The organism is Clostridium merdae, from assembly GCF_900176635.1.
Taxonomy (GTDB): Bacteria; Bacillota; Clostridia; order Oscillospirales; family Acutalibacteraceae; genus Faecalispora; species Faecalispora merdae.
The window spans coordinates 547,401-562,426 of record NZ_FXLN01000004.1 but is presented as its reverse complement, the minus strand read 5'-3'; the positions used below and the strand labels follow the sequence as shown (position 1 = coordinate 562,426).

Below are 15,026 nucleotides of genomic sequence, written 5' to 3'. Positions count from 1 at the left end.
AATCTGCCGGGTTCTTTCTATATTCTAAATTATAATACCTTCGATAAAAAGTCTTGCAAACGTGGGTGCTTGGGGTTCGCAAAGAACTCCTGTGGAGTTGCTTCCTCCAAAACTTGCCCTTGGTCCATAAACAAGATGCGTGTAGCCACTTCTCTGGCAAAGCCCATTTCATGTGTGACAACAATCATCGTCATCCCCTCTTCGGCAAGCTGCTTCATAACCTGCAAAACTTCACCGACCATTTCGGGGTCTAGCGCTGAGGTTGGTTCATCAAACAGCATCACCTTCGGCGACATTGCCAGCGAACGTACAATCGCAATACGCTGCTTTTGTCCGCCGGATAGCTGAGCCGGGTACGCATTTGCTTTATCCGCAAGGCCAACTCTTTCTAGAAGCTGTATGGCAATCTCGTTTGCCTCATCCTGCGATTTCAGCTTCAACGAAACCGGCGCAAGCGTAATATTTTGCAATATGGTTAGATGCGGGAATAAATTAAAGTGCTGAAACACCATTCCCATCTTCTGGCGCAAAAGATTAATGTTGCACTTCGGGTTCGTAATTTCTTCCTCTTCAAACCAAATTTCACCGGAGGTAGGCTTTTCTAATAGGTTTAGGCAACGTAAAAAGGTGCTTTTTCCCGAACCGGAAGGGCCAACGATAACAACCTTTTCACCCTTTTCAATGGTTTGTGTTATTCCCTTTAGAACCGGCAAATCACCGCGAGAGGTGTGAAACGTTTTTTCTAAGTTTTTAACGGATATCACTTGCACTCAGCCTCCTTTCCAACAGTGTAAGGAATCTGGTCAATATCATAACTATCACCAGGTAAACACCTGCAACAGTTAATAACGGCATGTACGCGTCGTAGGTAATACTACGAATCACGTCGCCCCCTTTGGTTAAATCCTGCACACCAATGTAACCGGCGACGGAGGTTTCTTTCAGCAAAGAAATAAACTCATTAAAAATAGCAGGAGCCACATTTTTTAATGCTTGCGGGAAGACAATTTTAATCATGGTGGTTCGTTGATTTAGTCCGAGGGAACGCCCGGCCTCAATTTGCCCCTTGTCAACCGATTGTATACCGCTGCGTATAACCTCTGCCACATACGCACCGGAATTGATACCGAATGCAATTACAGCCGCCACCAATTTATCCGCAGATTGATAAATAATATAATAGGTAATTAAAAGCTGAACCACAACTGGTGTTCCGCGAATCACCGTTAGGTAAACGCTGCAGATTGCATTTAAAATGCGAAACTTTTTCTTATCATTGTTATGTGATACACGTATGAGTGCAACCAAGGTACCCAAAACAATACCAATCATTACTGCAAAAAGAGTAATAAGGAGGGTGTTCCCCAAACCGGTTACAATGTATTTATAACGGTTTTTCTCAATAAAGGCATCGTAAAATTGCTGACCCACAGACAAGTACAAATTCTGGAGTGTCTGAACAATATTTAGTCCAGATAAAAAGGGTGGATTTAGGATGAAATCTCCCATAGCTACCTCCTTAAAAAGTAGGAAAAGGCAAAGTTGGGCAGCGGGGAAACCCGCTACCCAGCTTAATAAAACAGATATTTCTCTGTATTATTCTTTTGCCAGATATTTATCAAAAATCTTCTGCAGCTCGCCGCTGTCTTTCATTTCTTTCAGAGTGGTGTTAATTAAATCAACCATCTCTTTATTTCCCTTTTTCACGGCAATCGCATACTGCTCCTGTGTGAGCATATCGTCGAGCTTCGCAATTTTATCTGCATTTTTCGAAACATATTTTTGTGCTGGAAAATCGTCGATAACAACTGCGTCAATTCTGCCGGCAATCAAATCCGAAACAGCATCCATTCCCTTGTTGTAACGCTCAACAGAAGCAACCTTAATTTCACTGGAACCGTCTTCATTGGTGCAGTATTTGTCACCAGTGGTGCCGGTTTGAACGCCAACCTTTTTGCCATCGAGGTCTTTGGGCTGTTTAATCTCTCCACCCTTTTTCACGATGACGGCCTGACTCGCATCGAAATAGTTATCAGAGAAATCAACATTCTTTCTTCTGGTATCATCTGCTGTCATACCGGCGGCAACAAAATCTGCTTTGCCGGAGGTGATTTCAGGAATCAAAGAATCAAACGCAACATCGTTTACATTGAGTTTAACGCCAAGCTTATCGGCAATCTTCTTAGAAATTTCAATATCAATACCAACAATGCTATCGCCATCCTTATACTCGAAGGGCTCAAACTCTGCATTGGTAGACATTGTGATAAAGCCATTCTTCTTAATCGCGTCTAAAGAATCTGCACTGCCGTTCGCTGTGCTCGAGTTACCGCCGTTGCCACCGCCGCCGCATGCGGACATTGAAAGCATTGATGCGGCTGCAAGACAGACCGCTAAAAACTTAACTGATTTTTTCATGGTTCCATCCCTCTTTTATTTCATTTAATAAAGTTTACAATGAATTATTATGAATGTATTATATCGCATAATTATACATAAATCAAGTGTAGAAATGGATAAACAATATTTTTGTCATTTATAGATAACGTATAATTTAATTCATAAATCATTTTTTATGCAATAGACACATCCAGCTCTTTCAGCAGCAGAACAAAATCCTCTGGAACAGGGGCTTGCAGTAGGACTGTTTTACCGGTGACCGGGTGTATAAATAAAGCTGACTGACAATGGAGTGCTTGTCTCTTTATTTTATCTAAGTGCCCTCCATATAAATCATCCCCCGCAAGAGGATGAAAAATACTGGACAAATGAACCCGAATTTGATGAGTTCGGCCGGTTTCTATACGAATTTTCAAAAAAGTGAACTCATTATTTCCTTCCATGCTCTCCCAATGCGTTACCGCAGTTTCACCATTTGAAGAAACCGCCCGCTTTATTTTACTGCCGGGTGCAAGTGTAATTAGTGTGCTCACCGTACCGCACCCTTGTAGAGCACCCTCGCACACAGCGATGTATTCTTTTTGTATATTATGGGACAAAGCTGCCGCAATATAGGAATTTTTTGCAATAATCACTACTCCAGATGTATTTTTATCCAGTCTATATACAGGGCGAAATCGCAAAATCTCACCTTTTTTACTCCAATGAAAGGCAACGGCATTGGAAAGTGTGCCGAAGTCTGACCCCGGTACTGGATACATTGCCATTCCGGCAGGCTTATTTACCGCCAACAGATAATCGTCTTCATATAGAATTGAGATAGGGACTTCTTGTGCAATTGGAGTTTCTTCATCTTCCGGCAAATGCAGAGTTACTTTATCCCCAGAGTGCAATATCGTAATTGCCGTAGCGTGTTCTTCGTTGACACAAAGCCCATTCTCTACGCGCTTTAGCTTTACCAAAAGGCGTGCGGAAACACAGCATTTCCCACGCAAAAAGCCTTTTAGTCGGCAACCATCGTATTCTGCTGGAACGATAAAGGTTAGTGTATGCACTCTTTTTCTCCCCTTATACAAAAAGCGGCAGCCGAAGCCGCCGCTCTCTAAAATTAGTCCTGTTATTCTTTCACTTCTACTGTCCAATCAAAGGTATCTGGCAGCTTGCCCCACTGAATACCGGTCATGGTATCGTACAAACGCTGAGACAGCGGTCCAATTTCTCCGCCGTTGAACTGCATAATCATATCTCCCCATTTCAGGTGACCAATGGGAGAAATTACTGCTGCCGTACCAGTACCAAACGCTTCTTTCAGCTTACCTTGCTTCGAAGCCTCTGCAACTTCCTCAATCGAGAGGCGGCGTTCCGTAACATTCATCCCCCATGATTTTAAAATCTCAATGGCAGACATACGGGTAACACCAGACAAAATAGAGCCTTGCAGAGCAGGGGTAACGACTTCATCCCCAATCTGGAAGAAGACGTTCATCGTACCAACCTCTTCTATGTATTTACGCTCTACACCGTCAAGCCACAGAACCTGTGTGTAGTTTTGCTTTTCTGCTTCATCCTGTGCTTTTAAAGAAGCCGCATAGTTACCGGCTGTTTTGGCAAAGCCCATGCCGCCCTTTACTGCGCGCACATAACCGTCTTCCACATAAATTTTTACGGGATTTAAGCCTTCGGGATAATACGCCCCAACTGGCGAACAAATTACCATAAACATGAGGTGGTGTGCCGGGTGAACACCAACAACCGGGTCAACACCAATGATAAACGGGCGAATGTATAAAGAAGTGCCGGGTGCAGTGGGTACCCAGTCACGATCTACTGAAACCAGTTTTTTAATTGCTTCAACCGCAAATTCTTCATCAATGGCCGGAATGCACAGACGGTCATTCGAAACATTCAAACGCGCCATGTTTTTGTCTGGCCGAAACAGTAAAATGCGGTCGTCATCGCTGCGGTAAGCCTTCATTCCCTCAAAAACGGATTGCCCATAATGCAGGCACATGGCAGAAGGCTCCAAACTCAGGGGAGCATATGGTACAATTCTGGGATCGTGCCAACCCTGACCAAGAGTATAGTCCATAATAAACATATGGTCCGTAAAAATTCGGCCGAATCCCAATTTGGTTTCATCCGCAGGCTTGGCCTTTGGGTTTTGAGTTTGTTCCACTCTGATTTGCATAATTAGCCCTCCTGATTTTTATCACTTTAACACATTGTAGCATCATTTTTTTGTAAATTCAAGGCAATAAGCGGGTACAAGCAAACAGAAAAATACACAAAATATCAGATATGACTACGCAAGCCTTTGGGATATCGATTTTTCAGCCTGCCGGAGGAGCACTTTCCAAAGCCAGCTACAACGCCATCAACCGCCACCCCCGTATACCCTTTCCGTGCAGAATCCACCTCAAGCTCTTCCCCATGTAGGTATGCCCGTATTTCAGCAGAATGGGACGAAAAATCGACGATTTGGCGAAGCTCCTGCGGTAAAGAAGCTAAAAATAAAGCATGTGCCGGCTCTATTCTGCCCTTTAATATTTCACCCAGCATCACGCCCGCACGAATTACACCAAGACCAGACAACGCTGGAGTAAGCTGTGGAGCAATTAAAATAGAGCTGCCACTTTGAATGAAGAAGCCTTTAATCGGAACCTGAAAGATTTGGTCATAGAGAGCTTTTACATCATGCTCCGCCGCAAATTTTGTAAAAGGATAGTCGGTAACATAGCATACGGTGGGAGATATTTTTCTCATTTTCGCAACAAAATGCCCATCTCCCCCATCCATTGGGAAAATACGCCTAGCCTGCGGCATTTCAATACCGGGCCTGCCAAATGAAACGCCGGAATCTTCGAGAACAAAATTTGGATGACGCTCCAAAAAAGCCTTGACCGTATCTTCATTTTCCTCCGAGGAAAAGGTACAAGTAGAGTATACAAGGATACCATTCTCTTTTAAGGCATGAGCGGCACTGTCTAAGATGAGACCTTGGCGAACCGCACAGGTTTTTACATGCTCTTCGCTCCAGTCCTGCACGGCCTGCGCGTCGCGACGGAACATGCCTTCACCGGAACAAGGAGCATCTACCAAGATACGGTCAAAATACCCTGCTAATTTTTCACACAGTGTTTCGGGGTGGCAGGAGGAAATAACAGCATTCGAAACACCCATGCGTTCCATATTGGAAAGAAGCACCGTCGCGCGGGAACGAACGACCTCGTTTGACCAAAGGAGCCCTTTTCCATTCAGCAAAGCCGCAATCTGTGTGGATTTCCCTCCAGGGGCGGCGCACAAATCCAATATCTTTTCTCCGGGTTGCGGATTTAGGATAGTGACAGCCGAAGCCGCTGAAGGCTCTTGGGAATAGAACGCTCCCGCATGGTGAAGTGGAATACCACCGGGCTTTCCTGCTGCTTCTGGTATTTGGTACGAATAGGGAGAAAACGGACTTAATTCAATATTAAAATCGAGTCCATTTTTTAATTTTTTTTCATCACATTTTACAGGATTTAGCCGGATGCCACGTATGGATGGTTGTTCCATACATTCTAAGAAATCTGTGTATTCTGCACCGAGCATCGCCTGCATGCGGTTTAAAAATGCGGAAGGGTATTCGTTCATAAAACAGGTCAGCTCCCAAAGATTGTTTGTATATTTTAATTGGAATGGAAAACAATAATCGCGAAGGGGGTGAAACAATTGGATAAGAATTATGAGAAAAAGATGGATAAGGTTCAGAATTCCAGCAGCAACTGCAATTCTCAGAACAGCACCAATAAGACAAGCAATTCTACTCAGAACAAGACCAGCAACAGCACACAGCAGAAGAAGGACTCTTCTTCCTACAGTAACTCTCATAAAAGCGATAGCTACAGCAATGTAGAGAACAACAATAACTACCGCTAAAATACAGTAAACATTTTAGAGCAGACTGTTTTGACGAATGGCAAAACAGTCTGCTCTTCTTTTTATAAGTAAGCACTACTTGAATCGGCTTTCTTATTGTGTACTATTAAAGAGGTACTGCTGTTGTTTTTCGAAACAATAAAATGAACTTTGCCACTCGTGCCATAGAGCAGGCTATAAGATAGCGAAAGACCACCGGCCATGCCAGTAGATTTTGATTGAAACGCTTTATAAAAGGAAAACTACTCATTTTCCTTTTTTTTATTGATAAGATGATCTTTCAGCGTTTTATCCGCTTTTTTAATTTCACGGAAGCCCTGCCCGGTAATCTGCCCGGCTTCCCCAATTATAATAAAGGCTTGGTTGTCCATAGAACGAATCAAGTTCGTTATTTTGCTCACTTCATAACGGCGAACCGCACACAAAAGCACTTCACTGTTGTTGTTGCTGTAAACACCTCTGGATTTTAACGCAGTTACACCACGTCCCATTTCAGAAAGAATTTTAGCAGCGATCTCGTTATTTTTTTCAGACATGATGAAGAGCATTTTTCCGGTACCGGCATCCGCACCGTATAAAATAGTATCAATCAGCCGGGTAGAGACAAAAACCGTTATAAACGCATATAGTGCACTTTCCAAACTGCGGTAAACAAAACCAGAAAGTAAAATCACCATTGCATCTACACCCATCATCAGCTGACCCATTGATAAACTGTGTAGTCTTTTCTCTAACAAACGGGCAATTAAGTCTGTGCCGCCCGTGGTAGCTCCACGCAGCAGCACAAGAGATAAACCTATGCCCTCCAGCACGCCGCCAAAAATAGCAGCTAGCATATGGTCACCTTCGTATACCGGGAGAACGGTAGAAAGCGCATCGATTGTAATGGAACACAGCAGTGTAGCCAGGATCGTCTTGCCGACAATACGGTAGCCAAGCTCCCAAATTGCCCACAAAAAAACCGGAAGGTTTATGACAAACAGCATAGTACCAATTGGCGTACCAACCAGGTAATTGAGCACTGTTGCAAGACCGGTAATTCCACCCGGAGCAATGTGATTTGGCGCGGTAAAACAGTTTACCGAGACCGAAAACAAAACTGCCCCAATTAGAAAATACAGGATATCCACTATTACAATTTGATTACGCTTTTTTACTCCCATTAGAAAGCACCCTCATTCTTCACAAATCAAGGCAAAAAACTGGCGCAAGCGCGCCAGCTCCCCTTTCAGATACAAATAACCAAACAAGGTTTCAAGCGCAGTTGCGGCATGGTAATCGGCAGGGCTAGAATTTTTGGGAACATGTGATACTTTTGCATTCCGTCCCCGGCGAAAAACAGCCTCCTCCTCTTCCGTAAAAAGAGGTGCCAGCTTTTGCGCCGCCTGTGCCTGTGAACTGCAACACACCTGTGCAACCGCACTTTTATGCAGAGTGTTCACCGGGCAGTTTGCACGGCAAACCAATCGTTCCCGCACAAACAACTCAAAAACGCCATCGCCTATAAATGCCAGAGTTAAGGGACTAAGCTGGCGAGGATTGCATTCTGCTTCTAAAAAGCGTTCCACAAAATCGCCCCCTTATTCAACAAAGTCAAATTCCAAGTCGTACATGCTTACTGTATCGCCTTCTTCGGCACCTGCCTCACGCAAAGCATCGATAACGCCAGAGGTAATCAGCACGCGCTGGAAATACTGCAAGGACTCGTAGTCATCAAAATTAACAGAACGCAACAGCTGGAGCAGCCATTCACCTTCCACTACAAATACGCCCTCTTGATTCGTAACCGTGAATTTATCCATTTGCTCTGGGTTCACCTCAGGCAACGGCACGGGGTCAGGCTCATAACGAAGAACCGGAGGCAGCTTCGAGAGCTTTTCTTGAATGCTCTTTAAGAGAGGATCTACACCATGGCGGATTGCAGCCATGATTGGGAAGAACTCATAGCCCTGCTCCTCCACAAAACGACGAAAATCTTCCACTTGCTCATCTGTTGCAAGGTCACATTTGTTCCCTGCCACAAGCATGGGGCGCTCTGAAAGCTCACCGTTGAACTTTTTGAGTTCACGGTTAATAATCTCAAAATCTTCTTTGGGGTCGCGGCCTTCACTACCGGCAATATCTACCACATGTACTAACAGGCGGCAGCGGTCAACATGGCGCAAAAATTGATGCCCAAGCCCGGCACCTTCTCCAGCGCCTTCAATTAGACCGGGTATGTCTGCCATAACAAAGGATTGTCCTTCCCCAAGGAACACAACACCCAAAACGGGGGTTATGGTAGTAAAATGGTAATTTGCAATGTTCGGTTTTGCCTCGCTCACAACAGAAACGAGCGTTGATTTGCCCACATTTGGGAAACCAACCAGACCAACATCTGCCAAAAGCTTTAATTCAAGCTGTACATCAAACGCTTCGCCCGGCTGACCCGGCTTTGCAAAGCGTGGGGTTTGGCGAGTAGGAGTGGCAAAATGGGTATTGCCCCAACCGCCTTTTCCTCCACGAGCAATTACCTGCGGCTCGTCCGAAGATAAATCGGCTAGCAAGCGCCCGGTTTCAATATCGCGTACCAAAGTACCCTGGGGTACACGAATAATTAGGTCGGGTGCACCTCTGCCAAAGCAGCGCTTTCCCATTCCGTTCTGCCCGTTTTCAGCAATGTACTTGCGTTTATAGCGGAAATCTGCCAAAGTAGAAAGATTTTTATCTACCTGAAACACTACATTTCCGCCACGGCCGCCATCGCCGCCGTCCGGCCCGCCGGCCGCAACATATTTTTCTCTGTAAAAGCTTACGGCACCGTCGCCGCCGTCGCCAGCCTTTATTTTAACTTTCGCTATATCTACAAACATATGGTTTCCGGCTCCTTCTACTATTCTCCCATAAACAACAATCTCATTTTTGTTCTTTTGCCTGATAGAACAAGAACAAGCTTTCAGAACAAACATCTACTCTTTGAGGAGAACAGTAAAATAGTAAACTGCTCTCGCTTAGTATAGACATGATCATATCAAAAAATCCCGGGAAAATCCCGGGATTTTGGTTTCAGCTGTAACTGAATTACTGTTCCACAGCGTATACGCTAACCTTTTTACGGTCGCGGCCAAGTCTCTCAAATCTCACAGTACCGTCAATCAAAGCGAAGAGAGAGTCATCGGATCCTCTACCCACGTTGTTGCCGGGATGAATGTGAGTGCCACGCTGTTTGACCAAAATATTGCCGGCCAAAACAAACTGACCATCTGCACGTTTTGCACCAAGGCGTTTAGACTCGGAATCACGGCCGTTCTTTGTGGAACCGCCGCCCTTCTTATGCGCGAAAAGCTGAATATTTATCTTTAACATAGCTTTACACCTCCGTATAATTTATACTGATATTGTCTGGGTATTGCTCCTGCAAGCCCACCAAATGGAGCTTGAGTCCTTGCAGCAAGTTCCGGCACAAAAAAACCGCCTTTTCAGGAACCTGAAGTGACATGCTACCTTCTGAAACCGTTAAGTCAGCCCTAACATTAACTACATCGGTAATTGCATTTGCCACTAAATACGCTGCGGATGAAACCGCTGCGCACAGAATGTCGGATCCTTCCTCCGCTAAGCCGGAATGCCCCGTCATCTGAAATCCCAAAAGCTCGCCGTCCGGCTGCTGCAAAAATAAAACCTGAATCATCATTAAGCGTTAATGGCTTCGATCTGCACCTTGGTGTAGGGCTGACGATGACCCATCTTGCGCTTTACGCTTTTCTTCGGCTTGTAAGTGAAAACGGTAATTTTTCTCTGCTTGCCGTTTTTCAAAACTTTGCCGGTTACAGTAGCACCATCCACAAAGGGAGCGCCCACTTTCAGGCCTTCTTCGCCGCCAAGAGCAACAACTTTAAATTCAACGGTGGCGTCCTGCTCGGCTGTAAGCTTTTCGATATAGATGACATCGCCATACTGTACCTTATACTGCTTGCCGCCGGTCTCAATAACTGCATACATAAATAGAGTATCCTGCCTTTTTTTCAATCTCGCTATCTCAGGCGGATCAAACGATCACTTGAAATGCCCGTAATATGCGGCCTAACAATATTATCATATCTTGTCAATTTTGTCAACAAAATACCACTAGTTCTTTCGCACGGCTAAACGATGCGCAAAATCGGCTAAATAATCCGTTTCACCATCAAATCGAGCCAGTGCGGTTAACGCTTCATCTGTTAGCTCACGCACTGCTTTTTTAGCACCTTCAAGACCCATAAGAGAAACATAGGTGCTTTTGTCGTTTAAATCATCTACACCAACATTCTTACCCAAAAGGGTGCTGTCGCCGGTAACATCTAGAATATCGTCTACAATTTGAAACGCTAGGCCAATCGCCTTTGCATACTCTCTTGCTGCACGTATTTGTTCATTTGTTGCACCACCAATTACACAGCCCATTTCAGCAGCAGCCAAAATAAGTGCACCAGTTTTGCGTTCGTCCATAATACGCAATGTGGAGAGAGGTATTTTCTTTCCCTCGGATGCAAGGTCGATTACCTGCCCCCCTACCATACCAACTGCGCCGGCCGCACGAGCCAGCACTCCCGCCGCGGTAGCCGCTTTTAACGCCCCTGCGGTACGAATAGATTGTGGGGAAAGCATTGTCTCAAACGCTAAGGTAAGAAGGGCATCTCCCGCAAGCAGAGCCGTTGATTCCCCATAAACACGGTGGTTCGTGGGTCTGCCGCGGCGCAGCTCGTCGTCATCCATACAAGGCAGGTCATCATGAATCAAAGAATAGGTGTGAATCATTTCTACCGCACAGGCAAATGGAAGCGCCGCTGTTAAATTCCCGCCGCAAAGGCGGCAAAATTCCAGTGTTAAAATGGGGCGTATGCGTTTTCCGCCGGAAAGCAAGCTGTACTCCATGGAAGAAAACAGCTCTTGCTGCAACTCATCTCCACCCGGTATATAGCGTGATAACGCTTCCTCCAACATCTCAACATACTGCTCCTGACGCTTCATAATCATTCCTCTCGCCTTTCCTCGAACTCAGAAATGTCCTTTATTTTCTGCTCGGCATTCTGCAACTTCTCATAACAGAATGAAGCCAGCTTCGTGCCAGATTCAAACAGTTTTAAGGATTCCTCCAAGGTTGCTTCGCCACTTTCCATTCGCTCTACAATCTGCGAAAGCTCTTGCATTGCTTTTTCAAATGTTATCTCTTTTTTCATGGAGTGATTCCCTCCTGCCCAATTGGTTCTTCCATTACTTCATTTATGGTGCATGTCAATCGCCCATCCTGCACAATAAGGCTGACAGGCTCACCCGGCTGTACCTGTTTTACTGTACGAATACTTTCTCCCTTTTCATCCAGTGCAACGGTATAACCGCGTGCTAATACCCGTAGCGGACTAAACGCATGCAATGCCGCCGTTTGCTCTGCCAATTGCAGGCGTGCAGTATTTACCGACTGCTTCATCTTCCCGTTCATGCGGTCAACCATACGGTCAATTTGCATGCGGTGCATTTCAAGACCAAGGGATTTTTTCATTCGCCATGTGGAACCGGAAACATACGCCGTCAGCTCGCGCACATCTGGAACTGCAAGCTCTGCCGCCGCAGATGGTGTAGGAGCACGAAGATCTGCTACAAAATCGCAAATAGTAAAATCAGTTTCATGGCCAACTGCGGAAATAATGGGAATTTTAGAGTTCACCACTGCTCTAGCTACGATTTCTTCATTGAATGCCCATAGGTCTTCAATGGAACCACCGCCACGGCCAACAATCAAAACATCTGCGCATTGTAGGCGGTTAAAACGCTCCACAGCAGCAGCAATCTGTTCTGCCGCACCAGCGCCTTGCACCAACACTGGGCACAAAACAACCTCCGCCATTGGAAAACGCCGCCCTAAAATCTGCATGATATCTTGAACCGCGGCTCCGGTTGGGGAGGTTACCACTCCAATCGCCTTCGGGTATAAGGGCAACGCCTTTTTTCGGGAGGCATCAAATAATCCCTCAGCCGCAAGCCGTGTTTTGAGCTGTTCATAAGCGAGATTCAGTGCGCCAAGGCCATCCGGCTGCATGTCTTCCACATTCACCTGGTACTGCCCCGTTTGTTCATACACCGTAACACGGCCACGCACAATCACTTTCATACCGTCCTGCGGTAAAAAGCGTAAACGGCGGGCCTGTGTAGAAAACATCACGGCACGCACTACACACTGACTGTCTTTGAGAGAGAAATACATGTGTCCTGATTTATAATGATTTGTAAAATTCGAAATCTCACCGGATAAAAACACGGAGCTCATCATGGAATCCCCATCCAGCAAAGATTTTATATACCGATTAAGCTGAGAAACCGTAAGAACAACAGGGGTGTTCATCTTGCTCCCTCCTTAATAGCGGCAAGAATTGCCGCACCGGCCGCATTATCCGCCGAAAATGCAGGACTTGCAAATGCTGCACCATAGCACTCGGTAAGTGCTTCGCGAATAATACTGTTCGACATAACTCCGCCTGCAAACAAAACGGGAAGATTGCCATGTTCTTTCAGTAAAGAAGCGCACATGGCGTCCAGCGCAGCAAGCAAAGAGAATAAACAATAACGGGCAATTTCTTCTTTTGGCTTACTCTTCTCCAACATGGAGCGGCACTGGTTCTCTATCCCCGAAAGGGAACAATCATGCCCTTTCATAGAGGGGCGTATGTTAAACTTCGCATCACTCTGCAAAGCAAGCCGCTCCAGTTCCGGCCCTGCGGGGAAAGAAAGGCCGAGCATTACGCCTACACGGTCAACTGCCTGTCCCCCTTTTAAATCCAAGGAAGAAGCGAGCAAGCGAGTTTTTACCATATTCTCTTTATCTGGCTCTACCAAAACCGCTTCGGTGGTACCACCGGAAACATGAAATGCTAAAAAGGTTTGTTCGAACCATTCAAATCGATTTGCTGAATACAAAGCTGCCGCAATGTGGTTCTCTTGGTGTGAGCAAGTGTGTATTGGGATGCCAAGAGAATCCGCAAGAACTTTTGCTGTTCCAAGCCCTACGGTAAAGCAGGGCATGTACGAGCCTTCCGCTGTACGAGGTCGACTGGAAACACCAATTGCATGCAGTGTGTTGCGCTGCATAAGCAAAGGCTCCAAAATCTGTGGAAGCTGCTGTACATGATGAAACACCGCATCACTTTGGCGCAGACCAAGCTGACCCTCCTTTACCGGCAAAAGCCGTTTCGAGTGCTCGATGCTGCCATCTGCCTTGTAAAGTGCAGCAGATGTGGTGTAGTTGCTTGTATCAATTCCAAGAAAATTACTGTTCTTCATTTTTTTGTTCTTCTTTAGGTTCCAATTCCTTGGCGATAGAGCCAAGCACTCCGTTAATAAACGGAGCATCGTCCGCTCCACCATACTTTTTAGCTAGATCCACCGCTTCATTGATAGAAACACTAACCGGAATGCTATCTACAAATAAAATTTCGTAAATAGCTACCCGAAGTAAAGCAAAAGAAACCTTGGAGAGACGCGACATTGACCAGCCACGAATGTTCTTTTCAATTTTATCATCAATTAGCACATTGTTTTCTTGCACACCCAATGCAAGCTGTTCCGCAAATTCTGCAACACGAACCTCAGCCGATTCCACTGCGGCGTCAATAATATCGCTTATGGTAACGCGGTTTATCAGCTGCTGAAATACCAGTATGAATGCTTGCTCTCTTTCTTCCCGTCGAGTCATTTTGCCTTTGCTCATCGTTTGTCCTCCAAATAATTTCTATCACTTTTATAAAAGCCTTTTTTCATAGAATTTGTGCTTTCTTCATTTCGGCGGTGAGATATTAATAAAATAACCCTCCAAAATGTATGTGGAGGGTTAGCAAATTCGTTTTTCATTCCATTGTCAAGCTTCCGCAAACACGGCAAAAAGAGAGTCTCTCCCCTTTGCCCCGTTTTATGAAAATGAACCGCGCCACTCTTTACGAGTAGTATTATACCATGAAATTAAGCCCATGCAACTGTTTTTGCCGGAAAACTCGCTTTTATGCCCGTTTTATGAGCTGAAATTACTCTAAAAACAAAACAAAGACCGAATCTATTCGTCAGATTCGGTCCTTGTGAGTTGAATATTCTAATCGCTTACTTTGCCTCAACTATTTTAATTTTATCATAGGCAATACCAGCCTGCCCGCCAATGATATCTTTAATGGCAATTGCTTCATTGGGCAATAAACCATTGGAGCGAACCACTACACTGCATTCCGAGTTTTGCAGGAAAACAACACAGTCTGAGAAGCCTTTTGCTTTAATCAGGCTTTCAATATTGCTCTCCTGCACAATATTCTGTGCGATTACAGCAGCTTTTTCTAGCGATTCCTTTTTCACAGAATCATTGGCAGAGGCATCCTGCAATACCTTTTGCAGCATCTCTACACTTGCATCTCTGGCTTTTTGGCGAGAAAGCTTTGCCTCGGTAAAGTACTCATCCACCTTTGCAGCCGTCTCCACTGATTTGGAGGATGTAGAAGAAGCAGAAGAAGCCGGTGCCTTTGATGTGTTATCTGCCGTACTGCTACTGCCCTTGCCATTTACAAGCTGAGCCGCTCCGAGTTCTGCTTGCGAGGTTAATGTATCCGTAGCAATCAGGGGGCCCTCTCCCTGGAACACCCAATTTAAGTACACAGCCGCTCCCAGCGCAACCACCAGGGATGCAAGCACCAGCTGACGTTTACCAATACCCATAAGAA

At 45.4% G+C, this 15,026-nt stretch carries 19 protein-coding genes; 1 reads left to right on the top strand and 18 read right to left on the bottom strand.

Annotation, left to right across the window (positions count from 1 at the left end; genetic code table 11):
• Positions 1 to 29: 29 nt before the first annotated feature.
• From CAN90_RS08110 to CAN90_RS08085, 6 genes are all read right to left on the bottom strand, one after another.
• A complete protein-coding gene (locus tag CAN90_RS08110; protein ID WP_085833336.1) occupies positions 30 to 764 on the bottom strand; it encodes an amino acid ABC transporter ATP-binding protein in 735 nt (244 codons plus the stop codon).
• On the bottom strand, positions 751 to 1,509 hold the full coding sequence (locus CAN90_RS08105; protein ID WP_085833335.1) for an amino acid ABC transporter permease: 759 nt from the start codon (positions 1,507 to 1,509) through the stop codon (positions 751 to 753). Before CAN90_RS08105 ends, CAN90_RS08110 begins: the two co-directional genes overlap by 14 nt.
• 87 nt (positions 1,510 to 1,596) lie before the next feature.
• The gene (locus CAN90_RS08100) at positions 1,597 to 2,418 is read right to left on the bottom strand and encodes a transporter substrate-binding domain-containing protein (protein WP_085833334.1); all 822 of its coding nucleotides are present in this window, start codon (positions 2,416 to 2,418) and stop codon (positions 1,597 to 1,599) included.
• A gap of 155 nt (positions 2,419 to 2,573) precedes the next feature.
• Positions 2,574 to 3,455 carry an RluA family pseudouridine synthase gene (locus tag CAN90_RS08095; RefSeq protein ID WP_085833333.1) on the bottom strand — a complete coding sequence of 294 codons (882 nt, stop codon included), beginning with the start codon at positions 3,453 to 3,455 and terminating at the stop codon, positions 2,574 to 2,576.
• A 62-nt stretch (positions 3,456 to 3,517) separates the two neighbouring features.
• Positions 3,518 to 4,588, bottom strand: coding sequence for a branched-chain amino acid aminotransferase (locus CAN90_RS08090; protein ID WP_085833332.1), 1,071 nt, complete (start codon positions 4,586 to 4,588; stop codon positions 3,518 to 3,520).
• A 104-nt stretch (positions 4,589 to 4,692) separates the two neighbouring features.
• Positions 4,693 to 6,030 carry an RsmB/NOP family class I SAM-dependent RNA methyltransferase gene (locus tag CAN90_RS08085; RefSeq protein ID WP_085833331.1) on the bottom strand — a complete coding sequence of 446 codons (1,338 nt, stop codon included), beginning with the start codon at positions 6,028 to 6,030 and terminating at the stop codon, positions 4,693 to 4,695.
• A gap of 78 nt (positions 6,031 to 6,108) precedes the next feature.
• Between CAN90_RS08085 and CAN90_RS08080 the strand changes: the two genes are divergently transcribed.
• Complete coding sequence (locus tag CAN90_RS08080) at positions 6,109 to 6,315, top strand: hypothetical protein (RefSeq protein WP_085833330.1); 207 nt, start codon at positions 6,109 to 6,111, stop codon at positions 6,313 to 6,315.
• Between the two features lie 242 nt (positions 6,316 to 6,557).
• On the opposite strand, the gene CAN90_RS08075 is transcribed toward CAN90_RS08080, so the two are convergent.
• The 12 genes from CAN90_RS08075 to CAN90_RS08020 all read right to left on the bottom strand — a co-directional run bounded on the left by CAN90_RS08075 (position 6,558) and on the right by CAN90_RS08020 (position 15,021).
• Complete coding sequence (locus CAN90_RS08075; RefSeq protein WP_085833329.1) at positions 6,558 to 7,478, bottom strand: YitT family protein; 921 nt, start codon at positions 7,476 to 7,478, stop codon at positions 6,558 to 6,560.
• A gap of 12 nt (positions 7,479 to 7,490) precedes the next feature.
• Positions 7,491 to 7,883, bottom strand: a complete 393-nt coding sequence (locus CAN90_RS08070; RefSeq protein WP_085833328.1) for a Mini-ribonuclease 3 — start codon at positions 7,881 to 7,883, stop codon at positions 7,491 to 7,493.
• Positions 7,884 to 7,895: 12 nt separating this feature from the next.
• Positions 7,896 to 9,167: a GTPase ObgE gene (gene obgE / locus CAN90_RS08065; RefSeq protein ID WP_085833327.1), complete on the bottom strand. Its 1,272-nt coding sequence runs from the start codon at positions 9,165 to 9,167 to the stop codon at positions 7,896 to 7,898.
• A gap of 208 nt (positions 9,168 to 9,375) precedes the next feature.
• Positions 9,376 to 9,660: a 50S ribosomal protein L27 gene (gene rpmA, locus CAN90_RS08060; protein ID WP_085833326.1), complete on the bottom strand. Its 285-nt coding sequence runs from the start codon at positions 9,658 to 9,660 to the stop codon at positions 9,376 to 9,378.
• 4 nt (positions 9,661 to 9,664) lie between these two features.
• On the bottom strand, positions 9,665 to 9,988 hold the full coding sequence (locus tag CAN90_RS08055; protein ID WP_242953605.1) for a ribosomal-processing cysteine protease Prp: 324 nt from the start codon (positions 9,986 to 9,988) through the stop codon (positions 9,665 to 9,667).
• Positions 9,988 to 10,296 (bottom strand): 50S ribosomal protein L21, encoded by a 309-nt coding sequence (gene rplU, locus CAN90_RS08050; protein WP_085833325.1) that lies wholly within the window; start codon positions 10,294 to 10,296, stop codon positions 9,988 to 9,990. The genes CAN90_RS08055 and rplU overlap by 1 nt, the downstream gene beginning before the upstream one ends.
• A 126-nt stretch (positions 10,297 to 10,422) precedes the next feature.
• Positions 10,423 to 11,310, bottom strand: a complete 888-nt coding sequence (locus CAN90_RS08045) for a polyprenyl synthetase family protein (protein ID WP_085833324.1) — start codon at positions 11,308 to 11,310, stop codon at positions 10,423 to 10,425.
• Positions 11,307 to 11,513 carry an exodeoxyribonuclease VII small subunit gene (gene xseB, locus CAN90_RS08040; RefSeq protein ID WP_085833323.1) on the bottom strand — a complete coding sequence of 69 codons (207 nt, stop codon included), beginning with the start codon at positions 11,511 to 11,513 and terminating at the stop codon, positions 11,307 to 11,309. The genes CAN90_RS08045 and xseB overlap by 4 nt, the downstream gene beginning before the upstream one ends.
• A complete protein-coding gene (xseA, locus tag CAN90_RS08035) occupies positions 11,510 to 12,673 on the bottom strand; it encodes an exodeoxyribonuclease VII large subunit (protein WP_085833322.1) in 1,164 nt (387 codons plus the stop codon). Before xseA ends, xseB begins: the two co-directional genes overlap by 4 nt.
• Positions 12,670 to 13,608, bottom strand: a complete 939-nt coding sequence (locus CAN90_RS08030; protein ID WP_085833321.1) for a Kae1-like domain-containing protein — start codon at positions 13,606 to 13,608, stop codon at positions 12,670 to 12,672. The genes xseA and CAN90_RS08030 overlap by 4 nt, the downstream gene beginning before the upstream one ends.
• The gene (gene nusB / locus CAN90_RS08025; RefSeq protein ID WP_085833320.1) at positions 13,595 to 14,035 is read right to left on the bottom strand and encodes a transcription antitermination factor NusB; all 441 of its coding nucleotides are present in this window, start codon (positions 14,033 to 14,035) and stop codon (positions 13,595 to 13,597) included. Before nusB ends, CAN90_RS08030 begins: the two co-directional genes overlap by 14 nt.
• 383 nt (positions 14,036 to 14,418) lie before the next feature.
• Entirely contained in the window at positions 14,419 to 15,021 is a 603-nt protein-coding gene (locus tag CAN90_RS08020) for a SpoIIIAH-like family protein (protein ID WP_085833319.1), read from the bottom strand.
• Between the last annotated feature and the right edge of the window lie 5 nt (positions 15,022 to 15,026).

Coding starts and splice junctions, on each gene's coding strand:
- CAN90_RS08105 (WP_085833335.1), bottom strand. CDS start 1,509: ATGGGAGATTTCATCCTAAATCCACCCTTTTTATCTGGACTAAATATT.
- CAN90_RS08100 (WP_085833334.1), bottom strand. CDS start 2,418: ATGAAAAAATCAGTTAAGTTTTTAGCGGTCTGTCTTGCAGCCGCATCA.
- CAN90_RS08090 (WP_085833332.1), bottom strand. CDS start 4,588: ATGCAAATCAGAGTGGAACAAACTCAAAACCCAAAGGCCAAGCCTGCG.
- CAN90_RS08085 (WP_085833331.1), bottom strand. CDS start 6,030: ATGAACGAATACCCTTCCGCATTTTTAAACCGCATGCAGGCGATGCTC.
- CAN90_RS08075 (WP_085833329.1), bottom strand. CDS start 7,478: ATGGGAGTAAAAAAGCGTAATCAAATTGTAATAGTGGATATCCTGTAT.
- obgE (WP_085833327.1), bottom strand. CDS start 9,167: ATGTTTGTAGATATAGCGAAAGTTAAAATAAAGGCTGGCGACGGCGGC.
- rpmA (WP_085833326.1), bottom strand. CDS start 9,660: ATGTTAAAGATAAATATTCAGCTTTTCGCGCATAAGAAGGGCGGCGGT.
- CAN90_RS08055 (WP_242953605.1), bottom strand. CDS start 9,988: ATGATGATTCAGGTTTTATTTTTGCAGCAGCCGGACGGCGAGCTTTTG.
- rplU (WP_085833325.1), bottom strand. CDS start 10,296: ATGTATGCAGTTATTGAGACCGGCGGCAAGCAGTATAAGGTACAGTAT.
- CAN90_RS08045 (WP_085833324.1), bottom strand. CDS start 11,310: ATGATTATGAAGCGTCAGGAGCAGTATGTTGAGATGTTGGAGGAAGCG.
- xseB (WP_085833323.1), bottom strand. CDS start 11,513: ATGAAAAAAGAGATAACATTTGAAAAAGCAATGCAAGAGCTTTCGCAG.
- xseA (WP_085833322.1), bottom strand. CDS start 12,673: ATGAACACCCCTGTTGTTCTTACGGTTTCTCAGCTTAATCGGTATATA.
- CAN90_RS08030 (WP_085833321.1), bottom strand. CDS start 13,608: ATGAAGAACAGTAATTTTCTTGGAATTGATACAAGCAACTACACCACA.
- nusB (WP_085833320.1), bottom strand. CDS start 14,035: ATGAGCAAAGGCAAAATGACTCGACGGGAAGAAAGAGAGCAAGCATTC.
- CAN90_RS08020 (WP_085833319.1), bottom strand. CDS start 15,021: ATGGGTATTGGTAAACGTCAGCTGGTGCTTGCATCCCTGGTGGTTGCG.